The organism is Allobosea sp. Tri-44, from assembly GCF_004123845.1.
GTDB lineage: Bacteria > Pseudomonadota > Alphaproteobacteria > Rhizobiales > Beijerinckiaceae > Allobosea.
Map to the genome: position 1 here is coordinate 100,101 of NZ_NBDP01000023.1, position 23,980 is coordinate 124,080.

The window sequence follows — 23,980 nt, forward strand, 5'->3', positions numbered from 1 at the left end:
GGCGGGCTCACTTGATCAGCGCGAGGGCGGCGCGGAACTGCGGGTGCTCGGCTGTGCGCAGCCACTCGAATACGACTGCCTCCGTTGTGACGATCTCGGCGCCGTTTCGCTCCAGCCGACGTAAGCTCACCTCCTTGCTTTCCGGCACGCGCGAGCCGACGGCGTCCTGCACCACGAAGACACGGCGCTTGTGCTCGAGCAGAGAGAGCGCGGTCTGGCCGAAGCAGACATGCGCCTCGCAGCCGCAGAGAATAAGGTCGTCGTCGCCGGTGATAGCGTCAATGAAGGCCGGCGTGGCGCAGGCATCGAAGCTCATCTTGGCGATGGCGGGCGCAGCCTCGGCCAGTTCGGGAACCGTCGCGCCGAGGCCGGTCGGATTCTGCTCGGTCATCACAACCGGCACGTCGAGGAGCTTTGCCGCCGCAACCAGCCTGCCGGCATTGGCGAGGAGGCGCGGCCCGTCATGGATCGCCGGCATCAATCGCGCCTGGAAGTCGATGACGACGAGGCGGGACCGCTTGGCGTTCATCAGATGCATCGGCGTCACCTTCGCAAGAGTCGGTCGAGCTCGGTTTCGACATGGCGCTGCATCAGCGTGCGCGCCGAGGCGCCGAACATGCGGATGCGCCGCGTATGGGCCAGCAGGAGCACGCCGGAAGCATGGGCGAAGGCGTCGGCCATGATCAACTCGGCTTGCGCGGCATCGGCGCCCAGCGCCAGCGCGGCCGTGCGGATCGGCGCAAGGCTCGCTTCCAGCGCCTCGTTCAGGGCCCGGTCACGCTCGCGGCCGAGGCCGTGCGGGCGCATGCCGCCACGGAACAGATAGAAGCCGAGATCAAGATCGCGCGGGTTTTCGGCATAGAAATCGAAGAAGGCGAGTGCGGCGGCGCAGAAGCGTTCGGCCGGGGTACCGGCGGCAGCGACTGCCATATCGACCGCCGCCTGCAACGTGGCGATCGAGCGGCCAAGCACCTCGGCATAGAGCGCCTCTTTCGAGTCGAAATGGAAATAGAGCGCCGCCGGCGTGTAGCCGGCCTCGGCTGCAATCGCCCGCAGCGACGCGCCGTCCAGCCCCTCGCGCTCGAACACGGCCCGCGCCGCGGCGAGGATGCCCTCGCGCTTGGCGTCAGTCGCGGCATAGCGGCCACGCTTTCGATCTGCTGATCCCTCGCTCACTCTGGAACGCCTCCAACCCTCTTGACGAAAATCTAACGCCGTTCAATTTTAGGAGCAACAACCGCTCGGGAGGAGGCTAGCATGCTGATGGACGCCGCCGGCTATCGCGAATCCCTGCGGACCTATTCTCCGCGCGTTTTCATCAACGGCCGCAGGATCGAGAACGTCGCCGACGAGCCCCTCCTGCTGCCGGGCATCAACGGTATCGGCGTGACCTATGACCTCGCGCATGAGGCGGCCTACCGGCCGATCATGACCGCGGTCCAGGGCTCTTCCGGGCGCACCGTCAACCGCATGCTCCATATCGATGGTTCGTCCAGCGATCTCCTCGCCAAGCTCGAGGCGGTCCGCTTGGTCTGCAAGATCTCGGGCTGCGCCCAGCGCTATCTGACGCATGACGCCTTCAACGGCATCCTGCAGGCGACGATACGGGCCGACGCCAATCGCGGCACCGACTACACCCAGCGCTTCCTCGCCTACATGCACCGCATCCAGGACGAGGATCTGACCTGCGGCGTTGCCATGACCGACGCCAAGGGCGACCGCTCGCTGCGGCCAGGCTCACAGCCCAATCGTGATTCCTACGTGCACATCAAGGAGCGCCGGCGGGACGGCATCATCATCCGCGGCACCAAGGCGATCGTCACGGGCGCGCCTTACGTCCATGAATTCCTGGTGATGCCTTGCCGCACCCACGCCGAGGTCGACGAGGATTTCGCCGTCTGCTGCGCCGTTCCCTGCGATGCCGAGGGGATCACTATCGTCGCGCGTCCGGGGGGGCGCCCGGGCGATCCGGCGGCCAAATTCTCGGCCAAATACGGCCAGTCGACCGGCGCGGTGATGTTCGATGACGTCTTCGTGCCGTGGGAGCGCGTCTTCCTTGCCGGCGAGGTCGAGGAGGCCGGTTATCTCACCACCAGCTACGCCACCCATCACCGCCACAGCTGCATCGCCGCGCGGGCCGGCTTCGGCGACCTCTTGGTCGGCGCCGGCGCCTTGATGGTCGAGGCCAACGGGCTCGATGCCGACCGGCATTCCCATGTCCGCGAGCAGCTGGTCGAGCTGATCACCATCACCGAGAGCTTCTTCGCCTGCGGCGTGGCGGCCTCGGTCTATTGCAGCAAGGACGCCTCGGGCGTGGCGATGCCGGACGCAGTTTTCGCCAATATCGGCAAGCTGCTGCTCGCTACCAAGATCTACGACATGCACAGGATCGCTCATTACGTCTCGGGAGGCTTGATCGTGGCGCTGCCCGGCCCGGACGAGGACCACAACCCCGAAACCTCGGCCTCGCTCTCGGCGGTGCTGACGGGGCGGGCGGACATCCCCTACGCGCAGCGCGCCGAGGTCGCCCGCTTCATCGAGGACCTCACCGTCTCCAAGGAGGCCGGTTGGTATTCGGTGATCTCGCTGCATGGCGGCGGTTCGCCCGAGGCGATGAAGCGCGAGATCTGGCGCAACTATCCCGTCATGGAGAAGGTCGCGCTGGTCGAGAGCCTGCTCGACCGCGGCGTGCTCGCCGATGGCTCGCGCGTGTCGAAGCAGCCGGGCCGCTGCTGCGTCACCGGCTGCGAGGTGCCCGAGCGCGTGACGGCACCGGAGGCGGCGGAATGACCATGCAGGCTCACGCCACCCACCAGGTCCTCAACCAGGCCCGACCCGCCACCGGCTGGAATGCCTTCTCCGGCGATGCGGTGCTGCAGGGCATCGTCGCCCGCGGCGCGCCCTGGGTCGCCGGCAAGGCTGCGGCACTGGGCGCCCATGCCGGCGATGCCGAGGTGCAGGAGCTCGCCCGCCTCGCCAACCGCCATGGACCGGAGCTGCGGAGCCATGACCGCTATGGCAATCGCCTCGACTGGATCGAGTTCCACCCGGCCTGGCACGAATTGATGTCGCTAGCCTTCGCGTACGAGGTGCCCTCGCTCGCCTGGACGACGAAGGAGGCTAACGGCCATCTCGGCCGCGCCGTGCTGTCCTATCTCTGGAACCAGGTCGAGCACGGGACCGGCTGCCCGACCGGCATGACCTATGCCGCTTTTCCCGGCCTCGCCCAGCCGGAGTTCGCGCTCTGGCGGCAGAAGATCACCTCGGGCCGCTACGACAGGCGCCCGCTGCCGGTGGCGCAGAAGACCGGCGCCAGCATCGGCTATGCGATGACTGAGAAGCAGGGCGGCTCGGATCTGCGCCAGACCCAGACCACGGCCCGCTTCCTTGAGGATACGCCGGAGGGCCGGGTCTATCTGATCACCGGGCACAAATGGTTCTTCTCGGTGCCGCAATCGGACGGGTTCTTTACCCTGGCGCAGACGCAAAGCGGCGTCTCCTGCCTGTTTTGCCCCGGCTTCCTGCCCGATGGCAGCCGCAACCGGCTGCAGATCCAGCGCCTGAAGGACAAGGCCGGCAACCGCTCGAACGCCTCCTCCGAGGTCGAATTCCGCGAATGCCTGGGTTGGCTCGTCGGCGAGGAGGGCGCCGGCATCAAGGAGATCCTCAGTCACGCGCACCTCACCCGGCTCGACTTTGCCGTCGGCTCGGCCGGGCTGATGCGCCAGGCGCTGACGTTGGCGCTGAACCACACCCAGTCGCGCAGGGGTTTCGGCTCGTCGCTCGCCGAGCAGCCGATGATGACCAACATCCTCGCCGATCTCGCCATCGATTCCGAAGCCTCGACGCTGATGGCCTTCAGGGTCGCGGCTGCAACCGATGCGATGGAGACGACCGAGGATGAGCGTCATCTCGCTCGCGTCACCACCCCGCTGGCCAAATTCTGGAACTGCAAGCGCGCCGCCGCCTTCGTGGTCGAAGCCCTGGAATGCCATGGCGGCAATGGCTTCATCGAGGAGAACCCGATGGCGCGGCTCTATCGCGAGGCGCCGCTCAACGCGATCTGGGAGGGCACCTCGAACATGATGTGCATGGACGTGCTGCGCGCCTTCAACCGCGAGCCGCGCACCAAGGAGGCCTTCATGAACGAGGTCGGCGCGGCGCGCGGCGCCAATCGCGCCCTCGATCGCTGGCTCGACCGGCTCGGCGACGAGGTGGCGAAGCCGCGCAATGATGACGGCCATGGCCGCCGGCTCGCCAATCTGATGGCCTATGCGCTGCAGGCCTCGGAGCTCAGGAAGCATGCCGACGAGGCGGTATTCGAGAGCTTCTGCCGCTCGCGGCTCGACGCCGACTGGGGCTATGTCTTCGGCACGCTCGACCCCTCGCCTGAGCTGGCGGGGATCGTGCAGCGGGCGACAGTGGCGCGTGGCTAGTCGTCATTGCGAGCGAAGCGAAGCAATCCAGAAGACGTGAAACTCTGCCGTCCCTGGATTGCTTCCTCGGCTTCGCCTCCTCGCAATGACGGTAGGCAGCCGGACTACTGGAAAAACACGCGCCCCAAGCCCATTCCCTCGCGGGAATGGGCATCCCACCAACCCTATGCGCGTGGTCTGGCTCGCTGCGCCTCAGGCGGCGCAGCAGGCATGGGCTTTCGGCTGGTCCTCATACTCGTCATGACGCTTGATGAAGCTCAGCGTCGAACTCTCGTTGCGGCCCTTCGGCGCCCGGTCGAGGATCATCAGCGTACCCAGCATCTCCTCGTCGCCACGGGCATAGGACGAGTAGGTATGGAAGATCTCGCCGGTCTCATTGCGGAGGAAGGCGCTCGTGCCCGGAAGCTCGTCATGGGCCTGTTCGGCCGGCGTCTGGGTGAAATTGTAGAGCACCAGGCCCCTGGCAAGTTCCTCCGGGGTGAAGGAGACGTGGTAGTCGAAGTTGAACTCGCTGCCGAAGGAGGAGACCCAGGGGAAGCTCCAGCCCATGCGCTGCTTGTAGGCCTCGATCTTGGCGAGTGGCGCGCGCGAGACGGTCACCAGCGTGACGTCGTGATTGTTGAGATGCGCCAGCGTGCCGTCGAAATGGTCGGCCATGAAGGAGCAGCCGGGGCAGCCCGCCTCCCAGTCCGGTCCGAACATGAAATGGTAGATCACCAGCTGGCTGCGGCCGTCGAACAGCTCGGCGAGGGTTTTCTTGCCCGCAGGCGTATCGAAAACGTAGTTCTTGTCGACCTTGACCCAGGGCAGAGCGAGGCGCTCGGCATTGATCTCATCGCGCAGCCGGGTGAACTCTTTCTCGCGGCTGAGCAGGGCCTTGCGCGCCTCCAGCCATTCGGATCGGGGAACCACATGATGCTCCATCATCGTCTCCTTGCAGATCCCAGCCCTTCAGCATAATCTTGTTGCGTTGATATCAACATATCTGAACGATGTCAAAATCATTGGAAGCACCGCTCGAATCCCTCGTTCCCTTCGCCACGACGCTGCATGTGCGCGACCATTGCCTGTGCCTGCATGTCCAGCGCGCGGCGCGGGCGCTGGCGCGGCTGTTCGACGAGGCGCTGCGCCCGTTTGATCTCACCAATCAGCAATTCTCCCTCCTGATGTCGCTGAACCGGCCGGAGCCGCCGCCGATCGGCCCGGTCGCGAGCCTGCTCGGCATGGATCGGACGACGCTGACCGCGGCGCTGAAGCCGCTGGAGCGCCGCGGCCTCGTCGTCGTGGCCGCGGGCGAGAAGGACCGCCGCAGCCGGCTCCTGGCAATTACGCCTGAGGGAATTGCCCTGCTCGCACGCGCCATGCCGATCTGGCAGCGCACGCATGACGAAGTCGATGCCCGCCTGACCGACATCGAGCCGGCCAGGCTCAGGCAGGCACTCCAGGCCGTGTCATAGCCGCGCCACATCGCCCCGGCCCACTGGCCATTGCATCCACCAAGACGGTGCTGGCCCCAGAATAATGCTGCCAAGGAGCACGAAATGCCCCAGATGATCTTCGTCAACCTGCCGGTGAAGGACTTGCCGAAGTCGATCGCCTTCTTCGAGGCGCTCGGTTTCTCCTTCAACCCGCAATTCACCGACGAGACCGCCGCCTGCATGGTGATCAGCGAGACGATCTTCGCGATGCTGCTGACCCATGAGAAATTCGCCGGCTTTTCGCCGAAGCCGATCGCCGACACCAGCCAGTCGCTGGAGGTGCTCACCGCGCTCTCGCGCGACAGCCGCGAGGCGGTCGATGCGATCGTCAAGGCGGCACTCGGCGCCGGGGGCACGACCTATAGCGAGCCGAAGGATTACGGCTTCATGTACGCCCACGGCTTCCAGGACCTCGACGGCCATGTCTGGGAAGTCATGTGGATGGACGAGGGGGCTGCGCAGCAATAGCGGGCCGCGAAGTCTGAAAAAATCGGGGGCGCGGCATTGCTGCCGCGCCCCTTTCGCACTGCCGAGCTGGGAGGAGGGGGCTCAGCCGCGCTTCGGGGGAGACGCTGGCCAGCTCTTGATCAGCGTGTCGTAGTCGATCGTCTCGCCCTTCGGCTTCTCGTTGGCGAGCTTGCGTTGCGGCGCCAGCGTGCCGGCCTTCTCGGCCTTGGCGAACCACTCTTCAGCCGTGGTGCGCGGGTTCAGCTTCGGCCCGCAATCGCCCTGCACGCCGGAGCGTTCCAGGCGTTCCATCACCGAGTCTTGCGCCGCCGCCAGCGCATCCATCGCCGCCTGCGGCGTCTTGGCGCCGGAGGAGGCGTCGCCGATGTTCTGCCACCAGAGCTGGGCGAGGCGCGGATAGTCCGGGACGTTGTTGCCGGTCGGGGTCCACTGCACGCGCGCCGGCGAGCGGTAGAACTCGATCAGCCCGCCGAGCTGCGGGGCGCGCTCGGTGAAGCTCTTGTCCCAGATGTCGCTCTCGCGGATGAAGGTGAGGCCGACATGGCTCTTCTTCAGGCTGACCGTCTTGGAGACGATGAACTGCAGATAGAGCCAGGCTGCCTTGCGGCGCTCGACCGGGGTCGAGTTCAGCAGGGTCGCCGAGCCGGCGTCCTGGTAGCCGAGCTTCATGCCGTCCTTCCAGTAGGAGCCCTTGGGCGAGGGCGCCATCCGCCATTTCGGCTTGCCGTCCGCGCTCATCACCGGCAGGCCGGGCTTGACCATGTCGGCGGTGAAGGCGGTGTACCAGAAGATCTGCTGGGCGATCGTCCCCTGCGCCGGCACCGGGCCCGACTCGCCGAAGGTCATGCCTTGCGCCTGCGGCGGGGCATATTTCTTCAGCCAGTCGACATATTTGGTGATCGAGTAGACCGCGGCCGGGCCGTTGGTGTCGCCGCCGCGCTCGACCGCGGAGCCGACCGGGCGGCAGCCCTCCATGCGGATGCCCCATTCGTCGACCGGCAGGCCGTTCGGGATGCCCTTGTCGCCATTGCCGGCCATTGAGAGCCAGGCGTCGGTGAAGCGCCAGCCGAGCGAGGGGTCCTTCTTGCCATAGTCCATATGGCCGAAGATCTTGGTGCCGTCGATTTCCTTGACGTCGTTGGTGAAGAACTCGGCGATGTCCTCATAGGCCGACCAGTTCACGGGCACGCCGAGATCGTAGCCGTATTTGGCCTTGAACTTTTCCTTGAGGTCGGCGCGCTGGAACCAGTCGTAGCGGAACCAGTAGAGGTTCGCGAACTGCTGCACCGGCAGCTGGTAGAGCTTGCCGTCGGGGCCGGTGCCGAACGACTTGCCGATGAAGTCGTCGATGTCGAGCTGCGGATTGGTGACGTCCTTGCCCGGTCCCGCCATCCAGTCGGTCAGGTTGGTCGCCTGCTTGTAGCGGAAATGCGTGCCGATCAGGTCGGAATCGTTGATCCAGCCGTCATAGATGTTCTTGCCGGACTGCATCTGCGTCTGGATCTTCTCGACCACGTCGCCTTCCTGGATCAGGTCGTGCGTCAGCTTGATGCCGGTGATCTCGCTGAAGGCCTTGGCCAGGGTCTTGGCCTCATACTCATGCGTGGTGATCGTCTCCGAGACGATGTTGATCTCCATGCCGGCGAAGGGCTTCGCCGCATTGATGAACCATTCCATCTCCTTGAGCTGGGCCGCCTTGTCGAGCGTCGAGGGTTGGAACTCGCTGTCGATCCATTTGCGTGCCTCCTCGGGGCCGGCGAGGGCCGGTCCGGCAGCGGCGACCAGCGCGAACAGGCTGGCGCCGGAGAGGCGGGTAAGGGTCCTGCTGAGCGTCGTCATCGTTTCCTCCGATGTTTTTGCGAGGTGCCGCCCGTTTTGCCGGGATCGGTCGTTTCTTGTTGTTGGGCTGGAGCCGGATGCTTTCAGAAAAGATCGCTTTGCGATTTTTCCTGAAAGCTGAATCCGTCTCCCACCTAGAAGTCAGAGCAGGAGCCGATGCGAAAAACCGGTTCCCACTTTTTCGCCTCCTGCTCTGGCTCCTCTAGACGAAGCGGAACACCGCCGCGGCATAGAGGAGCGCGAGGCCGGAAGCCCACCACAGTGGCTGGCCAATGATGCCGAGCCAGGCGAGGTGAATGAAGGCGCTGCCGAGCAGCGAGATGAAGAGCCGGTCGCCGCGCGTGGTGGCGATGCCGAGCACGCCGACGCGCTCGGTCTCGGGCCGGAAGACCGCGAGCAGCGTCAGGATCAGGAGCAGGCTGGCGATGCCGGCGAAGAAGAGGCCGGTCTGCCAGGTCCAGGCCATCCAGTTAAGTTCCATCACACCCTCCCCAGGGCGAAGCCCTTGGCGATGTAGTTGCGGACGAACCAGATCACGAGCGCGCCGGGGATCAGCGTCAGTACGCCTGCCGCGGCGAGCACGCCCCAGTCCATGCCGGCGGCGGAGACCGTTCTGGTCATGGTCGCGGCGATCGGCTTGGCGCTGACGCTGGTCAGCGTGCGCGCCAGCAGGAGCTCGACCCAGGAGAACATGAAACAGAAGAACGCCGCGACGCCGATGCCCGACGCGATCAGCGGCATGAAGATCTTCACGAAGAAGCGCGGGAAGGAATAGCCGTCGATCGCGGCGGTCTCGTCGATCTCGCGCGGCACGCCGGACATGAAGCCTTCGAGGATCCAGACCGCCAGCGGCACGTTGAACAGGCAGTGCGCCAGCGCCACGGCGAGCGGGGTGTCGAACAGGCCGATCGCCGAATAGAGGTTGAAGAAGGGCAGCGCGAACACTGCCGGCGGCGCCATCCGGTTCGAGAGCAGCCAGAAGAACAGGTGCTTGTCGCCGAGGAAGCGGTAGCGCGAGAAGGCGTAGGCTGCTGGCAACGCGAAGGCGAGCGAGAGCAGGGTGTTCAACGCCACATATTGCAGGGAGTTGATGTAGCCGTTGTACCAGCTCGGGTCGGTGAAGATCTTGGTGTAGTTGTCGAAGGTGAAGGTCCGCGGCCAGAGCGTCAGCGCATTGGTGATCTCGATGTTGGTCTTGAAGCTCATGTTGACGAGCCAATAGATCGGCAACATCAGCGCGATCAGGTAGAGCGAGAGGATCAATCGGCCGCCGCGCATCAGGCCCTCCCCGCGTCAACGTCGGCGCGCGCATCGGCTGCGGTCATCACCGTGTAGAACACCCAGCACACGGCGAGGATGATCAGGTTGTAGACGATCGAGAGCGCCGCCGCCTTGCCGAGGTCGAACTGCCCTAGCGCGAGCTTGACCAGCTCGATCGACAGGAAGGTCGTCGAATTGCCGGGGCCGCCGCCGGTGACGACGAACGGCTCGGTGTAGATCATGAACGAGTCCATGAAACGCAGCAGCACGGCGATCAGCAGCACGCGGCTCATCTTCGGCAGTTGGATGGTGCGGAATACGGCCCAGCGCGAGGCGCCGTCGATGCGGGCCGCCTGGTAATAGGCGTCGGGGATCGACTTCAGGCCGGCATAGCAGAGCAGCGCCACCAGCGAGGTCCAGTGCCAGACATCCATCACGACGATGGTGATCCAGGCGGCAACCGGGTCGGAGACATAGTTGTAGCGGATGCCGAGCCCGTTGATCGCGGCGCCGAACAGACCGATGTCGCCACGCGCGAAGATCTGCCAGATCGTGCCGACGACGTTCCACGGAATCAGCAGCGGCAGCGCCATCAGGACCAGCGTCGCCGAGACCGTCCAGCCCTCGCGCGGCATCGACAGCGCCACCAGGATGCCGAGCGGGATCTCGATGGCGAGAATGATTCCCGAGAAGGCGAGATTGCGCCAGAGCGAGTCGTAGAAGCGCGAACCGAGATCGCTCTTGGGATCGAGCAGTTCGGCGAACCAGCCGACGCCGTTCCAGAAGAACTGGTTGTTGCCGAAGGAATCCTGGACCGAATAGTTCACCACCGTCATCAGCGGGATCACCGCCGAGAAGGCGACGATCAGCAGAACCGGCAGGACGAGCAGCCAGGCCTTCTGGTTGACCGGCTTCATGGCTGGCCTCCCGGGAGCGCTTCGCCTTTGACCAGATGGCCGTCGCTGTAGATGTGGATCTGGCCCGCCTGCAGCGAAAGCGCGGCCTGATCGCCATCGAAGCTGGCGCCTTCCGGCACGCTCGCGGCCAGCTTGAGGCCGCCGAGCTCGACGCGGGCGATGCGGGCGCGGCCGATATCGTCGATGCGCGCGATCCGAACCGGCAGGCCGGCGCCGCTTGGCGCGAGTGTCGCATATTCCGGCCGGATGCCGAGTTCGATCTTGCCGGCGAGAGCGGAATAGTGCCGCGCCAGCGCGATCTCCTGTCCGGCGAGGCTCGCTCGGGAGCCTTCGACCTTGCAGGGCAGCACGTTCATGCCGGGCGAGCCGATGAAATGGCCGACGAAGGTGTGGGCCGGGTGCTGGAACAGCTCTTCCGGCGTGCCGGTCTGCACCACGCCGCCATCATGCATCACCACCACCGTGTCGGCGAAGGTCAGCGCCTCGGTCTGGTCGTGGGTGACGTAGATCATGGTGAGGTCGAGCTTGCGGTGCAGCTCCTTCAGCATCGAGCGCAATTGCCATTTCAGATGCGGGTCAATGACGGTCAAAGGCTCGTCGAACAGGATCGCGGCGACGTCGGGCCGGACCAGGCCGCGCCCGAGCGAAATCTTCTGCTTGGCGTCGGCCCCGAGTCGGCTCGCCTTGCGGTCGAGCGCCGAGGTCAGATCGAGCAGGCCGGCGATCTCGGCGACGCGGGCTTCGATCTCGGCGCGCGCGACGCCACGGTTCTTCAGCGGGAAGGCGAGGTTCTCGCGCACTGTCATCGTGTCGTAGACGACCGGGAACTGGAAGACCTGGGCGATGTTGCGCGCCTCGGTCGGCAGCTTCGTCACATCCTTGTCGTCGAACAGGATGCGCCCGCGCGTCGGCACGACGAGACCGGAGATGATGTTGAGCAGCGTGGTCTTGCCGCAGCCGGACGGGCCGAGCAGCGCATAGGCGCCGCCCTGGCGCCAGACATGGTCGACCTCGCGCAGGGCATAGTCCTGCGGCCCCTGCGGGTTGGGCTTGTAGGCGTGGGCCAGTTTGTCGAGCGTGATCCTGGCCATCTCACGCCGCCTTTGCCGGAGCTGCCGCGGCGAGCCTGCCGGCGGCATCGAACAGGAAAATGCGGGCGGGATCGAGCCAGGCTGTCACGGCCGCGCCCGGCTCCAGACGCCGCACGCCCGGCACCAGCGCGATCAGGCGATGCGCGCCGACATCGAGATGGACGAAGGATTCCGAGCCGGTGATCTCGGAGACGGAGACATTCGCCTGCAAGGCGATCGCCGGCGCCGGCTGCGCATCGAGTGCGAGATGATGGGCGCGGAAACCGATCGTGTAGGCGCCATCAGGCACGCTCGCGAAGGCGCCCGTCGCCGGAATGCTCTGGCCGGTCGAGAGCCGGACCTCGCCGCCCTGCCTGGTGCCGGAGAGCGTGTTGAGCGGCGGGTCGGAGAAGACCTGCGCGGTCACAAGGTCATGCGGCTGGCGATAGACCTGCGCGGTCGGGCCGAACTGCGTGACCTTCCCCTGGAACAGGGTGGCGGTGTTACCGCCGAGCAGCAGGGCTTCACTCGGCTCGGTGGTGGCGTAGACGAAGATCGCGCCGGATTCGGCGAAGATGCGCGGCAATTCCTCGCGCAGCTCCTCGCGGAGCTTGTAGTCGAGATTGGCGAGCGGCTCGTCGAGCAGGACGAGCTCGGCACGCTTCACCAGCGCGCGGGCGATCGCGGTGCGCTGCTGCTGGCCGCCGGAGAGTTCGAGCGGCTTGCGCTGGAGATAGGGCTCGAGCCGCAGCAGTGCCGCCGCGCTCTTGACCCGGGTGTCGATCTCATTCGCCGGCAAGCCGGCGACGCGCAGCGGCGAGGCGATGTTCTCGTAGACCGATAGCGCCGGGTAGTTGATGAACTGCTGGTAGACCATCGCGACATTGCGCTTTTGGACCGGCAGCCCGGTGACGTCGCGGCCCTCGACCAGGACCTTGCCGCTGCTCGGTGCATCGAGCCCGGCCATCAGCCGCATCAGCGAGGTTTTTCCCGCAAGCGTCGCGCCGAGCAGCACGTTGAGCGAGCCCCTCTCCAGCGTCAGCGAGATATCGGCGAGCAGGGTCTGCGCGCCGCGCGTCAGGCCGATGCTGTCCAGCGTCAGGCTCATCCGCGCGCCTCCATCCTGACGGAAGCGGGCGACGAGGCCTTCGCCGCCATGTATTCGTCGAGCGCCCGGCGCTGCTCGGGCGAAAAGCGCAAGCCGAGCTTGCTGCGCCGGAACAGCACGTCCTCGGCGCTCGCAGCCCATTCCTGGCTCATCAGCCAGGCGACCTCGCGCTCGGTGAGATCGGCGCCGAAGACGCGGCCGAGATCGGCCATCGCCTTGGCGCCTTCGAGCAGGGCTTCCGTGCGGGTGCCGTAGGCGCGGGCGAGCCGGCGCGCCAGCTTTCGGTCGAGCCAGGGGCGGGCGGCGCAGATGCGCTCGACCAATCCCTCGAAACCCTCGACCGGGAAATCGCCGCCGGGCAGATGTGCCCCGGCCGTCCAGGGGGCAGCCCGCAGCGCCGGCACGGCGGCGGCAAGCTTTTCGACTGCCGCTTCCGCCAGCCGGCGCGCGGTGGTGATCTTGCCGCCGAAGACCGAAAGCAATGGCGCCGAGCCGGCCGGCTCGTCGAGCGTCAGCACATAGTCGCGCGTCGCCTCCTGCGCCTTGCTGGCCCCATCGTCATAGAGCGGGCGCACGCCGGAATAGGTCCAGACCACGTCCGTGCGCGCGATCGGCTTGCGGAAATACTCGCTCGCCGCGGCGCAGAGATAGGCGATCTCGTCCTCGCTGGCGGCGACCTTGGCGGGGTCGCCGTCATAGTCCTTGTCGGTGGTGCCGATCAGGGTCAGGTCGCCCTCATAGGGGATGGCGAAGATGATGCGGCCATCGGCGTTCTGGAAGATGTAGCAGCGCTCGTGCTCGAACAGGCGCGGCACGACGATATGGCTGCCCTGGACGAGTCGCACCGCGGCCGGACGGTTGCTGGCGACGATGCCGTTCAGCACGTCCGCGACCCAGGGGCCGGCGGCGTTGACCAGCACGCGCGCGCTGGTCTCGGCGCGGGTACCGTCCGCAGCTTCCGTGGAGACGACCCAGAGATCGCCCTGGCGGCGGGCACCGATGACCTTGGTCCGGGGCAAGATCTTGGCGCCGTGCTCCGTCGCATCGCGGGCGTTGAGCACGACGAGGCGGGCATCCTCGACCCAGCAATCGGAATATTCGAAGGCACGGTCGAAGCGCGGCTGCAGCGGCTCGCCGGCGGCGTCGCGCCTAAGGTCGAGCGAGCGCGTCGCCGGCAGCAGCTTGCGGCCGCCGAGATGGTCGTAGAGGAAGAGGCCGAGCCGCAGCATCCACCAGGGCCGCAGGCCCGCATGGTGCGGCAGCACGAAGCGTAAGGGCCGGATGATGTGCGGCGCGGCGCGCCACATCACCTCGCGTTCGGTCAGCGCCTCGCGCACCAGCCGGAATTCGTAATGCTCGAGATAACGCAGCCCGCCATGGATCAGCTTGGTCGAGGCCGAGGAGGTCGCGCTGGCGAGGTCGCCCTGTTCGAACAGCACGACTGAGGCGCCGCGGCCGGCAGCGTCGCGCGCAATGCCGCAGCCGTTCACCCCGCCGCCGATGATGGCGATGTCGAACACCGGAGCCGTCACGCATTCCTCCCACAGGCGCTCCTGCGAGTGCCCTTCAACGCACGGTAGAGCGTGATTTTCTTGCGTGCAACGGCAAAACGAAAGTGAAAGCGAAAATTCTAGCTTTCACTTTCGATGCGCAGGGCAGGTTCAGCCAGCGTTTCGGTTTCGACCACGGTGATGCCCTCGCTATGGCAGAGCTCGCGCAGCGCGGGTGGGCCGAACCTGTCGGTGACGAAGACGTCGACGTCGTGCAGATGGCCGATCCGGACCGGAGCGGAGCGCTCGAACTTGGTGCTGTCGGCGACGAGCAGGCATTGCCGGGCGTTTTCGATGATCGCCTGCGAGACCCTGACCTCGCGATAGTCGAAATCGAGCAGCGCGCCCTCCTCGTCGATGGCGGAGGTGCCGATCACGGCATAGTCGACCTTGAACTGGCGGATCAGGTCGACCGCGGCAGCGCCGATGACGCCACCATCGGAGCGCCGGACCGGTCCGCCGGCGACGATCACCTCGATGTTCTGATGCGGGTAGAGCAGCGTTGCGACATGGAGATTGTTGGTGATGACGAGCAGGCCGTGATGGTCGGTGAGCGCCCGTGCCACCTCTTCGGTCGTCGTCCCGATATTGATGAAGAGCGAGGCGTCGTTCGGGATCAGCGCCGCCGCGGCCCGGCCGATCGCCGCCTTCTCCTCGCGGGCGATGAAGCGGCGCGCCTCATAGGCGAGGTTTTCGACGCCTGATGCCACCACCGCCCCGCCATGGATGCGCGACATGATGCGCTGGTCGCAGAGCTGGTTCAGATCCTTGCGGATCGTCTGGGCGCTGACCTCGTAGCGCGCCGCAAGGTCCTCGACATTGACGCGCCCGTGCGCCCTAGCCAGCGCCACGATCTCGCGCTGGCGTGGCGTGATGGTCTCCATGTCCGGCTCCTCGTGACCTAGTGGTCTGATTCCGACATTCGCATCCCTCTATACCGGGCGGCGGAGCGAATGTCGGAATCAACAAGACCACTAGCAACTCTTTGATTATCTAGTGGAACTTATAAATTTGACATTTGCTCCCAGCGCGATGCCAGCCGGCCGGCAAATGTCAAATTCGTTCCACTAGCGCCAAGCTGACCGCGCGGGCTTGCAGCGTCAACCGCGAACAATTCGGCGGCTAATGATCGCCGCGGCCTCACGGGTGCCTCCAGCCGGACGACCTGTCAAAAGACATGCGGGTTTGACAGAGGCTGCGCTAGCGGTCGAATTATGATGCCTCATTCCCGACTCGAAAGCCTGCCCGTGCCGACACAGCTCGACAAGGATGTCCGTTTCCTGCGCGCCGTGCTCGCGGCCTCGGACGACTGCATCAAGGTCATTGGCCTCGACGGTGCGCTCGAATTCATGAGCGAAGGCGGCCAGCGCGTGATGGAAGTTCAGGATTTCGAGGCGATCCGTGGTTGTCCCTGGCTGCAGTTCTGGGATGGCGCCGGCAATGCGGAGGCCCAGGCGGCATTGGCGGCAGCGCGGGCCGGCAAGAGCTACCGGTTCCAGGGACCGGCCAGTACAGCTGCTGGCAATATGCGCTATTGGGATGTGCAGGTCTCACCGATCATCGCATCCGACGGCAAGCCCGAAGCCATCCTCTCGGTCTCGCGCGATATTACCGCATTGCGGGCCGGCGAGGAGCGCTACCAACTGCTCGCTGCCGAGCTGAATCACCGCATCAAGAACCTGCTTGCCATGGTCTCAGGCATCGTCAACCAGTCGCTGCGCGGCCAGGACGAGCCGCTCGATGCGGTGAAGCGACGCTTGTCCGACCGGCTGCAGGCGCTGGCGGCGGCACAGGATGTGCTCATGATGGCGAGCCGCCATGGCGTCGATCTCAGGCAACTCGTCGAGGTCGTTCTGGCGCCGCATCGCTCGGGCGAGCGCATCGCCTTCGACGGCCCATCTGTGACGCTCTCCTCGAAATGCGCGCTGGCGATGGCGCTCGCTCTGCACGAGCTCGGGACCAATGCGGTGAAATACGGCGCGCTCTCACAGGATGGCGGACATGTCGACGCCTCCTGGCGCAACGAGGACGGGGAATTCCACTTCCGCTGGCAGGAAAGCGGTGGACCTCGCGTCACGGCGCCGCAGCGACGCGGCTTCGGCTCGCAGATGATCGAGAAGGTGCTCGGCGGCTATCTCGGCGGCACCGCCCGGATCGACTTCGCGCCTGACGGGATCGTGCTGTCGCTTGACGCGCCGACCGCGGCATTGGCTGAAGGCTAGAGCCGGATGATTTCAGTTGGAATCGCAAGGCGATGCCAACTGAAATCTGAATCCGTCTCTCATCAAAGGGTTAGAGCAGGATTCTTGCGAAAAACCGGTTCCCACTTTTTCGCATCCTGCTCTAGAGCATTTTCGAGCGAAGTAGACTCCGTTCGCGTCAAGACAATGCTCTAGGCGCCGTCGAGGGACAGTGCGCGCTTGTTGCGGCGATGAAGGGCGATCCAGGAGCCCAGCCTTTGCTCGATCAGCCGGTGCACGATTATCCCGACGGCAATGCTGACGAGAATGCCGAGCAATCGAACGCCGTCGATACCCATCCAGGCGATCGAAAGCTGCGGTAGCAGCTTTCCGGCGATGGACAGCACGAACCAGTGCGAAAGATAGATACTGAAAGACGCGTCCCCGATGACGCGCCCCGGCCATGCAAAACGTGGATTTGCCTGGAAGTAGGGTTCGAGGCGCATCACCGCGACAATGATCAGGCCCGACAGGGCCATCCTCAGCGCGCAAGCCGCCTCGCGCTCGGGCAGGATCCTCGACAGGCAGAGCATCACGACGATAGCCACAGCGGCGAAGGCGCCGCTGGATCGGCCCGGCTGCGTATCACGGCAGTGCAGCAACCAGCCGAATCCGAATGCCGCCATGAAAGGATTGACCATCTCGAAGACCACCATGCCTCCGCTGGGGTTGGCGGCGATGGCGAAGCCCACGAGCCCAAAGGCCACGAGAAGCCAGCCAAGCCTGCTCTTCGCCGCCTCAATCATCCCCGTCGCCATGGCCGCGGCCACCATCAGATAGAACACCAGCTCCATTTCGAGCGTCCATCCGAGGGGCAGCAACGGCAACGCCGCTTGGGGAAGGGCCAGAAACGAGAAAAAGACGAACAGAAAACCGTTCTCCACTCTGGCGCTGAGCTCCAAATTGGGATTTGCGACATATGCGACAATCATAACTAAAGTAAATATAAAGTATAATGGATATATTTTGTAAGCCCTCGTTAACAAGAATTGTGTCGGACTGGATAATTTCATGACCTGAAGTGAGATCGAATATCCAGAAAGCATGAAAAACAGCTCGACACCAAAGCCACCGAGAAGATTATAGGCTGCATGGCGGGTGAGCTCCGCATTGTTCCATACGTGCTTCACGATGAGGTCGGTGTGCCAGACGACGACGGATATCGCGGCGATCGCTCTCAGCCACTGGATATCGGCGCGCCTGTGCGGGGGCAGTGCGGCAGATCCTCTCAACTCGACCATCCTTCTGCTCGATGGAGTTGGGTGGCCGAGCGAGAGATATGAGATGCCTGCGGGGCGCCGCCCCCGCGCATCGCAGGCGTCACCCGGCTCAGCAGCAGGATGTGGTCAGGTCTTGCCTCGTCTCCGGCATCGGCCGATATGCTCGACTTCACGACGATCGCGGCCGCACCAGCTCCGTACGCCAGGGCGATATCGGGAAAACGGGCGGCGCGCCCGGGAGGCGTCGCAACCGCGATCACCGGGAGGGCAGCGTCCGCGACCGGAACTCCGATATCGCAGTGCGGGTGGCGAGCGGGAATGTTCACTGTCGCTACCGCATCGCGCCCCGGCGTGAAGTCCTGCCTGCGATCGCCGCGAATCGCGGCGAACCTCGCCTCGCCAAGGACCTCTGCAGCAACCGGGCAGGTAGCGGGAACGAGCGCATGTCCGTCTCACGATAGCGATGTGCAGCACTATATCTGTGGAATTGGCAAAGGGTTGGGATGCATAGGAAGTAACACCGTCGTTCGCCTGTCGATGTCCTGTGTCAAATAGGGCCGGAGGAGCTGATGATCTGCGAAACAGAGGTACCCTTCTCGACAACACCGCCGATCAGATCGTTTCGCTAAATCAACCTGATCGGTGAATCGGTCTCTTGAGTCAGAGACCGTTTTACCGATCAGCTTGCGGTGCAGCTGATCGGTACGGACGCTAGCGTGCCTGGCCTCTCGCGATGGCCCGCGTCGCCTCGATCGGCATCGCCTTCAGCGTCGCGGACCAGAAGATGAGCGCGATCGCTGCGATCGCGGCGCCGAGCAGGCTCACGCCGGTCCAGCCGGCATACGCGTAGACCAGCGTCGAGCTCGACGAACCGAATGCACTGCCGATCGAATAGAACACCATGTATCCGGCGGTCAGCCGGCTCTGCGCTTCCGGCCGGACGCGGTAGATCATCGCCTGATTGGTGACATGCACCGCCTGCAGGCCGAAATCGAGAATCAGCACGCCGGCGATCAGGAACAGGATCGACTGCGGCAGCAATCCGATCGGCAGCCAGGCGAGCAGCATCAATGCGAGCGCGATGCCGGTGACACGCTGGCCATGGCCGCGATCGGTCCAGGCGCCAGCCCGCGATGCGCCGAGCGCGCCCGCCGCTCCGGCGAGGCCGAACAGGCCGATCGCCGTATGCGAGAGCGAGAACGGCGGAGCCGCGAGCGGCAGCACCAGCGGCGTCAGCAGTGTGGTGACATCGGCGAAGATCAGCATGGCGATGATCGCGCGGATACGCAGCACCTTCTCCTCCCGGAACAGGGCAAAGAGCGAGGCGATCAGGCGTGGATAGGAGAGTTGCGCTGGCGTCTTGCGCCCGGGCGGCAGTGCCTTGAACAGGACGATGGCGATGATGAGCGTGGCTCCCGCCGAGAGCAGATACACTGCGCGCCAGCCCGAGAGATCGGCCATCGCGCCGGCGATGGCGCGGGCAAGCAGGATGCCGAGCACGATCCCGCTCGTCACCGCGCCGACCACCTGGCCACGCTCCTCCGGCCGCGCCAGACTCGCCGCATAGGCGACGAAGGCCTGCGTCACCACGGCGAGGAAGCCCATCACCGCCATCGCCACAAGCAGCATCGCGCCCGAAGCCGAAAGCGCGACGCCGATCAGTGCCGCGACCGAGAGCAGGGATTGCAGCACGACGAGTTTGCGGCGGTCGACGAGATCGCCGAGCGGCACCAACAGGATCAGCCCGAGCCCGTAGCCGAGCTGCGTCGCGCCAACGATGAGGCCAACCGTCGCCCGCGACAGCTTGAGTTCATCGGCGATGATGTCGAGCAGCGGCTGGGCGAAATACGCATTGGCGACGGCAAGCCCGCTCGCCACCGCGAAGAGGAAGATCATGCCGGCCGAGAGTGGCGCTGTCGCTGGGAGAGGCAATGGGCGTGCGTCAGCGCTCGCGGCGCCGGCCGGCGCCGCCTCAGGGTCCAGTCGCATGGGCAGGTCTCCACTAGATAAGTTTCATTATGAAACTTATTGCGGAATAGCAGTCGTGGTTTTATCTTGCAACCGATTACTGGTCACGGAGCCTTGAGGAGAGTCTCGCAGCCGATGGTGAAGCGCCGCAGCCTGGTGAGCGATTATTGCCCGAGCGCCCGGGCGCTCGACGCGATCGGCGACTGGTGGTCGATGCTGATCGTGCGCGACGCCTTCGACGGCATGACCCGCTTCAGCGAGTTCCAGAAAAGCCTCGGCATCGCCCGCAACATCCTTTCCGAGCGGCTGCGCACGCTGACGGCGCGCGGCATCTTGGAGGCAGTCCCGGCGGCGGCCGGCGGCTCGCGCCAGGAATACCGGCTCACCACCAAGGGCCGCGATCTCTTCCCGGTGATGGTGGCGCTGCGGCAATGGGGCGAGCAGCATCTGTTCACGCCGGGCGAGAAGCATTCTTCGCTGATCGAGCGCGACAGCGGCCGCAAGGTCACGCTGACCGTGCAGACCGAGGATGGCCGGCCGATCGGTGCGGATGAGGCCATGATCCTGAAGGTACAGGAGACGGGTTGAGCCGAAACCGACTTCTTCGGTCGCTTCGCCCATGCCTGAAATGTCGAAGCCGGTATCGGCCTGCACTCACTTCGCAGCGGCCTTGCGTCCCCGACTCTGGCGCATGACGAGCCCGGGCTCTATCCTGTAGCATTCCCTGCACACAGGACGGGCACGTACCGATGGACAAGCGGGTCGAGACGCCGCAGGCGGCGCTTTCCCATGCTGATATCCGGTCGATCCTGATCGGGACCATGCTCGCCATGTTCCTGGCGGCGCTGGACCAGACCATCGTCGCGACTGCCATGCCGACGATCGGCCGCGAGCTCGGCGATGTCGCTCATCTGCCCTGGGTCGTCACCGCCTATCTGCTCGCCTCGACAGCGGTGACGCCGCTCTACGGCAAGTTCGCCGACATCCACGGCCGACGCGTCACCATGCTCGGTGGCATCGTGATCTTCGTGATCGGCTCGATCGCCTGCGCGCTGGCCCCCTCGCTCTGGCTGCTGGTGGCCGCCCGTTTCGTCCAGGGGCTCGGCGGCGGCGGGCTGATCGCCATGGCGCAGACCATCGTCGGCGACATGGTTCCGCCCCGGGAGCGCGGCAAATACCAGGTCTATTTTGCCACCGTCTTCTTCACCTCCTCGCTGCTCGGGCCGGTACTTGGCGGCTTGATCGCCGAGGCGCTGCACTGGTCGGTGATCTTCTGGATCAACCTGCCGCTCGGGCTCGGCGCCTACTGGATGACCGACAAGGCCTTGCAGCGCCTGCCGCGGCATGAGCGGCCGCACAAGCTCGACGTGCTCGGCGCGCTGCTGATGACCAGCGCGACGATGACCCTGCTGCTGGCACTGTCCTGGGGCGGCACGCATTATCCATGGGTCTCTGCGCCGATCCTCGGCCTCGTCGCCGGCTCTGCCCTGCTCTGGCTCTGTTTTGCCTGGCGCCTGCGCAGCGCGGAGGAGCCGCTGATTCCGCTCACGGTCCTTGCCAATCCGGTGGTCCGCAATGGTACCATCGCCGCCGGCTTCGGCATGGGTACCTTCATTGGGCTCACCATCTATCTGCCGCTCTACTTCGAGACGGTGGCGGGCCTGTCGGCCGCCAATTCCGGTCTCGGCCTGATCCCGCTGACCTGTGGCACGGTCCTCGGCGCGACATCCTCGGGTCGGGCGATGGGCAAGCTCACGCATTACAAGCGCGTGCCGGTCATCGGGCTCGTTGTCGCGCTCGCCGGCACGGCAGCGCTGATCGCCTATGGCGACCAGCTGCCGCTGTGGGGCTTCGGGCTGGTACTGGCTTTCATCAGCGTCGGCTTCGGCACGCTCTTGCCGGTCGCGACCGTCTCGATCCAGAACGCCGTGCCGATGCATCAGCTCGGCACGGCCACCGGCACGGCGAACTTCTTCCGCCAGATCGGCGGGGCGCTGATCGTCGCCATCTTCGGTGCGATCGTGCTCGGCGGCCTCGGTGCGAGCGGCGTCGGCCTCTCGGCCGAGACGCTCAAGGCGGGAGGGGTCGACCGGGCGACCATGGTCGGGTTGTTCCGCTACGTCTTCGCCGCGAGCTTCGCCGGATTCGCCCTGGCTCTCCTCTTCCTGATACGCATGAAGGAGCTGCCTCTGCGCGGCGCGGCGCTCGCGGCCGCCAAGGAGGTGGGCGGAGAGTAGCGGAACGCCCGCACTCGTCGCGCGTTTGCCGCAAGCCCGTCACAGAGCGGCGGCAGTTTCGAGCCGTCGTGTCACAGGAGTGCGCCATGTCCGATCTCGTCGTCATCGTCTATCCGACCGAGGCCAAGGCCGAGGAAATGCGGCAGAAGATCATCGGCCTGCAGAAGGAATATCTGATCCAGATCAGCGATGCCGCGATCGCGGTGATGCACGAAGGTGGCAAGATCAAGCTCAACCAGCTGCTCAACACCACTGCGCTCGGTGCGGCATCGGGCGGCTTCTGGGGCCTGCTGATCGGCGCGATCTTCCTGATGCCGGTCTTCGGCGCGGCGATCGGTGCCGCCTCCGGCGCGCTCGGCGGGGCCCTCACCGATTACGGCGTCAATGACGGCTTCATGAAAGAGCTCGCCACCAATCTGCAGCCGGGGAATGCCGCGCTCTTCGTGCTGATCCAGAAGATGACGGGCGACAAGGTGCTCGAAGCGCTGAAGGGCACTGGCGGTGTCGTGCTCAAGACCTCGCTCGACCATTCGCAGGAGCAGAAGCTGCGCGACGCGCTCGCCGGCTCGCCGGCAGCGCAGCGGCAGGAGTTGGCGCCCGCCTCGACGGAGCCGACGCCGAACCCGATCCCTGGTGTATAAGTGCAGGCATAGCCCGGTAGCTGGCGCCGTTCTGGCGCCAGCTACCGCCGCTTGAAGGCCTGCTTGGCGATGGTCAGAGTGACCCTGCGCGCGGTTTCGGCCGAGCCTTCCATGCTGTGCGCCTTGAGCTCGGCACCGATGCCGGTCAGGCGCAGCCCGGCCGGATCGTCGGGCAGGCTCCAGCTTTGCGTGTCGGCATGGAAAGCCAGCGGCAGGTCGAAGCGGCCGCCGGCGCCCGGCAGGAAGGCGTTGATCTGGCCGACCGTGCCCGCTTTGGTCTGGTCGAGCCTGACTCGGTAGAGCGCGCGCCGGCCGATCAGATCGAGCTCGACGCCGACTACCAGATGCTCCGCGGGATGACGGGCGAAGGCGCTGGTCGAAGAGACGCTGCGGCGGTCGATCGTCGCCTCGGCCGTCATGCGCACGACGCCGCCTGCGTCGGTTGATAGATGCTGTCCTGCTCCCGGTGCGCTGGCCTCGGCCTCCGAACCGAGCACCACCCGGAGCGCCTGGCCGGCGATCGGCTTGCCGGCCTCGTCGACGAGCTTCAGCGTAAGGTTGACCGGCTCGGCGCGCACCTGCTGCGCGGAGAGGGTGAAGATCGAGAGGGCAGCGGCGCTCAGGAGGGCCTTCATGGGCTCCGCCTCGTTAGGCTCAGTCGCGCAACAATTCGTTAATGCCGGTCTTGGCGCGGGTCTGGGCGTCGACCGTCTTGACGATCACGGCGCAGTAGAGCGAGGGGCCGGGGGTGCCGTCGTTCAGCGGTTTGCCCGGCAGCGAGCCGGCGACGACGACCGAATAGGGCGGCACCTTGCCGACATGGACCTGGCCGGTGGCGCGGTCGACGATCTTGGTCGTGGCCGAGATGAAGACGCCCATGGCGAGCACCGAGCCTTCACCGACGACGACGCCCTCGACCACCTCGGAACGGGCGCCGATGAAGCAGTTGTCCTCGATGATGGTCGGGTTGGCCTGCAGCGGCTCGAGCACGCCGCCGATGCCGACGCCGCCCGAAAGGTGGACGTTCTTGCCGATCTGGGCGCAGGAGCCGACCGTCGCCCAGGTGTCGACCATCGTGCCGGAATCGACATAGGCGCCGATGTTGACGAAGGACGGCATCAGGATGACGTTCGGCCCGAGATAGGAGCCCTTGCGCGCCGCGGCCGGCGGCACGATGCGGAAGCCGGCGGCGCGGAAGCGGTTCTCGCCCCAGCCGGCGAACTTCGACGGCACCTTGTCCCAGAACACGCCGTCACCGGGACCGTTCGCCATCACCTCATTGTCGGCGAGGCGGAAGGAGAGCAGCACCGCCTTCTTCAGCCACTGATTCGTGATCCATTCGCCGCCGACCTTTTCGGCGACGCGCGCCTGGCCGGAATCGAGCAATTCGATCGCCTGCTCGACCGCCTCGCGCACGGCACCTTTCGTGTGGATGCCGATCTCGGCCCGGTTCTCCCAGGCGGCGTCGATGGTGGCGGCGAGATCGGTCAGGGACATGGAGCGGCTCTCTCTCGTCATGGTCGGTCTTGTGCCGACCATCCACGTCTT

23 protein-coding genes are annotated in these 23,980 nt (G+C 65.6%); 8 read left to right on the forward strand and 15 right to left on the reverse strand.

Translation table 11 applies throughout. The features are described 5' to 3' along the window. Positions 1 to 7 precede the first annotated feature (7 nt). Together B6S44_RS15585 and B6S44_RS15590 are read right to left on the reverse strand one after the other, a co-directional pair. Positions 8 to 538 (reverse strand): hydrolase, encoded by a 531-nt coding sequence (locus B6S44_RS15585; RefSeq protein ID WP_129157814.1) that lies wholly within the window; start codon positions 536 to 538, stop codon positions 8 to 10. Positions 539 to 543: 5 nt separating this feature from the next. Further along, positions 544 to 1,176, reverse strand: a complete 633-nt coding sequence (locus B6S44_RS15590) for a TetR/AcrR family transcriptional regulator (protein ID WP_129157815.1) — start codon at positions 1,174 to 1,176, stop codon at positions 544 to 546. An 81-nt stretch (positions 1,177 to 1,257) separates the two neighbouring features. On the opposite strand from B6S44_RS15590, the gene B6S44_RS15595 reads away from it, so the two are divergent. Both B6S44_RS15595 and B6S44_RS15600 read left to right on the forward strand, forming a co-directional pair. After that, the gene (locus B6S44_RS15595) at positions 1,258 to 2,790 is read left to right on the forward strand and encodes a 4-hydroxyphenylacetate 3-hydroxylase family protein (protein WP_129157816.1); all 1,533 of its coding nucleotides are present in this window, start codon (positions 1,258 to 1,260) and stop codon (positions 2,788 to 2,790) included. After that, positions 2,787 to 4,436 carry an acyl-CoA dehydrogenase family protein gene (locus B6S44_RS15600; RefSeq protein WP_129157817.1) on the forward strand — a complete coding sequence of 550 codons (1,650 nt, stop codon included), beginning with the start codon at positions 2,787 to 2,789 and terminating at the stop codon, positions 4,434 to 4,436. The genes B6S44_RS15595 and B6S44_RS15600 overlap by 4 nt, the downstream gene beginning before the upstream one ends. 192 nt (positions 4,437 to 4,628) lie before the next feature. Here the strand turns inward: B6S44_RS15600 and B6S44_RS15605 are convergent, their stop codons facing one another. After that, positions 4,629 to 5,360, reverse strand: a complete 732-nt coding sequence (locus tag B6S44_RS15605) for a DUF899 domain-containing protein (protein WP_129157929.1) — start codon at positions 5,358 to 5,360, stop codon at positions 4,629 to 4,631. A gap of 68 nt (positions 5,361 to 5,428) precedes the next feature. On the opposite strand from B6S44_RS15605, the gene B6S44_RS15610 reads away from it, so the two are divergent. Both B6S44_RS15610 and B6S44_RS15615 read left to right on the forward strand, forming a co-directional pair. Beyond that, positions 5,429 to 5,893 carry a MarR family winged helix-turn-helix transcriptional regulator gene (locus tag B6S44_RS15610; protein WP_129157818.1) on the forward strand — a complete coding sequence of 155 codons (465 nt, stop codon included), beginning with the start codon at positions 5,429 to 5,431 and terminating at the stop codon, positions 5,891 to 5,893. A gap of 84 nt (positions 5,894 to 5,977) precedes the next feature. After that, on the forward strand, positions 5,978 to 6,382 hold the full coding sequence (locus B6S44_RS15615; RefSeq protein ID WP_129157819.1) for a VOC family protein: 405 nt from the start codon (positions 5,978 to 5,980) through the stop codon (positions 6,380 to 6,382). 81 nt (positions 6,383 to 6,463) lie between these two features. Here B6S44_RS15615 and B6S44_RS15620 read toward each other — a convergent pair whose 3' ends face one another. From B6S44_RS15620 to B6S44_RS15655, 8 genes are all read right to left on the reverse strand, one after another. Next, positions 6,464 to 8,221: an ABC transporter substrate-binding protein gene (locus B6S44_RS15620; protein ID WP_129157820.1), complete on the reverse strand. Its 1,758-nt coding sequence runs from the start codon at positions 8,219 to 8,221 to the stop codon at positions 6,464 to 6,466. A gap of 202 nt (positions 8,222 to 8,423) precedes the next feature. Next, a complete protein-coding gene (locus B6S44_RS15625) occupies positions 8,424 to 8,702 on the reverse strand; it encodes a DUF2160 domain-containing protein (protein WP_129157821.1) in 279 nt (92 codons plus the stop codon). Continuing rightward, a complete protein-coding gene (locus tag B6S44_RS15630) occupies positions 8,702 to 9,499 on the reverse strand; it encodes a carbohydrate ABC transporter permease (protein ID WP_129157822.1) in 798 nt (265 codons plus the stop codon). The genes B6S44_RS15625 and B6S44_RS15630 overlap by 1 nt, the downstream gene beginning before the upstream one ends. Continuing rightward, entirely contained in the window at positions 9,499 to 10,398 is a 900-nt protein-coding gene (locus tag B6S44_RS15635; protein WP_129157823.1) for a carbohydrate ABC transporter permease, read from the reverse strand. The genes B6S44_RS15630 and B6S44_RS15635 overlap by 1 nt, the downstream gene beginning before the upstream one ends. Next, complete coding sequence (locus tag B6S44_RS15640) at positions 10,395 to 11,489, reverse strand: ABC transporter ATP-binding protein (RefSeq protein WP_129157824.1); 1,095 nt, start codon at positions 11,487 to 11,489, stop codon at positions 10,395 to 10,397. Before B6S44_RS15640 ends, B6S44_RS15635 begins: the two co-directional genes overlap by 4 nt. A gap of 1 nt (position 11,490) precedes the next feature. Further along, on the reverse strand, positions 11,491 to 12,576 hold the full coding sequence (locus tag B6S44_RS15645) for an ABC transporter ATP-binding protein (RefSeq protein WP_129157825.1): 1,086 nt from the start codon (positions 12,574 to 12,576) through the stop codon (positions 11,491 to 11,493). Then, positions 12,573 to 14,108 (reverse strand): glycerol-3-phosphate dehydrogenase, encoded by a 1,536-nt coding sequence (glpD, locus tag B6S44_RS15650; RefSeq protein WP_129157826.1) that lies wholly within the window; start codon positions 14,106 to 14,108, stop codon positions 12,573 to 12,575. Before glpD ends, B6S44_RS15645 begins: the two co-directional genes overlap by 4 nt. A gap of 98 nt (positions 14,109 to 14,206) precedes the next feature. Continuing rightward, positions 14,207 to 15,010 carry a DeoR/GlpR family DNA-binding transcription regulator gene (locus B6S44_RS15655; RefSeq protein ID WP_129157827.1) on the reverse strand — a complete coding sequence of 268 codons (804 nt, stop codon included), beginning with the start codon at positions 15,008 to 15,010 and terminating at the stop codon, positions 14,207 to 14,209. A gap of 363 nt (positions 15,011 to 15,373) precedes the next feature. Between B6S44_RS15655 and B6S44_RS15660 the strand changes: the two genes are divergently transcribed. Continuing rightward, positions 15,374 to 16,348 (forward strand): sensor histidine kinase, encoded by a 975-nt coding sequence (locus B6S44_RS15660; RefSeq protein ID WP_164985846.1) that lies wholly within the window; start codon positions 15,374 to 15,376, stop codon positions 16,346 to 16,348. A gap of 170 nt (positions 16,349 to 16,518) precedes the next feature. On the opposite strand, the gene B6S44_RS15665 is transcribed toward B6S44_RS15660, so the two are convergent. Both B6S44_RS15665 and B6S44_RS15670 read right to left on the reverse strand, forming a co-directional pair. Further along, positions 16,519 to 17,607: an acyltransferase family protein gene (locus B6S44_RS15665; RefSeq protein ID WP_129157829.1), complete on the reverse strand. Its 1,089-nt coding sequence runs from the start codon at positions 17,605 to 17,607 to the stop codon at positions 16,519 to 16,521. A 690-nt stretch (positions 17,608 to 18,297) separates the two neighbouring features. Continuing rightward, positions 18,298 to 19,575: an MFS transporter gene (locus B6S44_RS15670; protein WP_129157830.1), complete on the reverse strand. Its 1,278-nt coding sequence runs from the start codon at positions 19,573 to 19,575 to the stop codon at positions 18,298 to 18,300. A 114-nt stretch (positions 19,576 to 19,689) separates the two neighbouring features. Between B6S44_RS15670 and B6S44_RS15675 the strand changes: the two genes are divergently transcribed. The 3 genes from B6S44_RS15675 (at position 19,690) to B6S44_RS15685 (ending at position 22,432) form a co-directional block, all read left to right on the forward strand. Beyond that, entirely contained in the window at positions 19,690 to 20,142 is a 453-nt protein-coding gene (locus B6S44_RS15675; protein ID WP_129157831.1) for a winged helix-turn-helix transcriptional regulator, read from the forward strand. A gap of 161 nt (positions 20,143 to 20,303) precedes the next feature. After that, positions 20,304 to 21,791, forward strand: coding sequence for an MDR family MFS transporter (locus B6S44_RS15680; protein WP_129157832.1), 1,488 nt, complete (start codon positions 20,304 to 20,306; stop codon positions 21,789 to 21,791). A gap of 86 nt (positions 21,792 to 21,877) precedes the next feature. Continuing rightward, positions 21,878 to 22,432, forward strand: coding sequence for a DUF1269 domain-containing protein (locus B6S44_RS15685; protein WP_129157833.1), 555 nt, complete (start codon positions 21,878 to 21,880; stop codon positions 22,430 to 22,432). Between the two features lie 41 nt (positions 22,433 to 22,473). On the opposite strand, the gene B6S44_RS15690 is transcribed toward B6S44_RS15685, so the two are convergent. Both B6S44_RS15690 and dapD read right to left on the reverse strand, forming a co-directional pair. Continuing rightward, positions 22,474 to 23,067 (reverse strand): hypothetical protein, encoded by a 594-nt coding sequence (locus B6S44_RS15690; RefSeq protein ID WP_129157834.1) that lies wholly within the window; start codon positions 23,065 to 23,067, stop codon positions 22,474 to 22,476. 19 nt (positions 23,068 to 23,086) lie between these two features. After that, on the reverse strand, positions 23,087 to 23,929 hold the full coding sequence (dapD, locus tag B6S44_RS15695; RefSeq protein WP_129157835.1) for a 2,3,4,5-tetrahydropyridine-2,6-dicarboxylate N-succinyltransferase: 843 nt from the start codon (positions 23,927 to 23,929) through the stop codon (positions 23,087 to 23,089). Positions 23,930 to 23,980 lie beyond the last annotated feature (51 nt).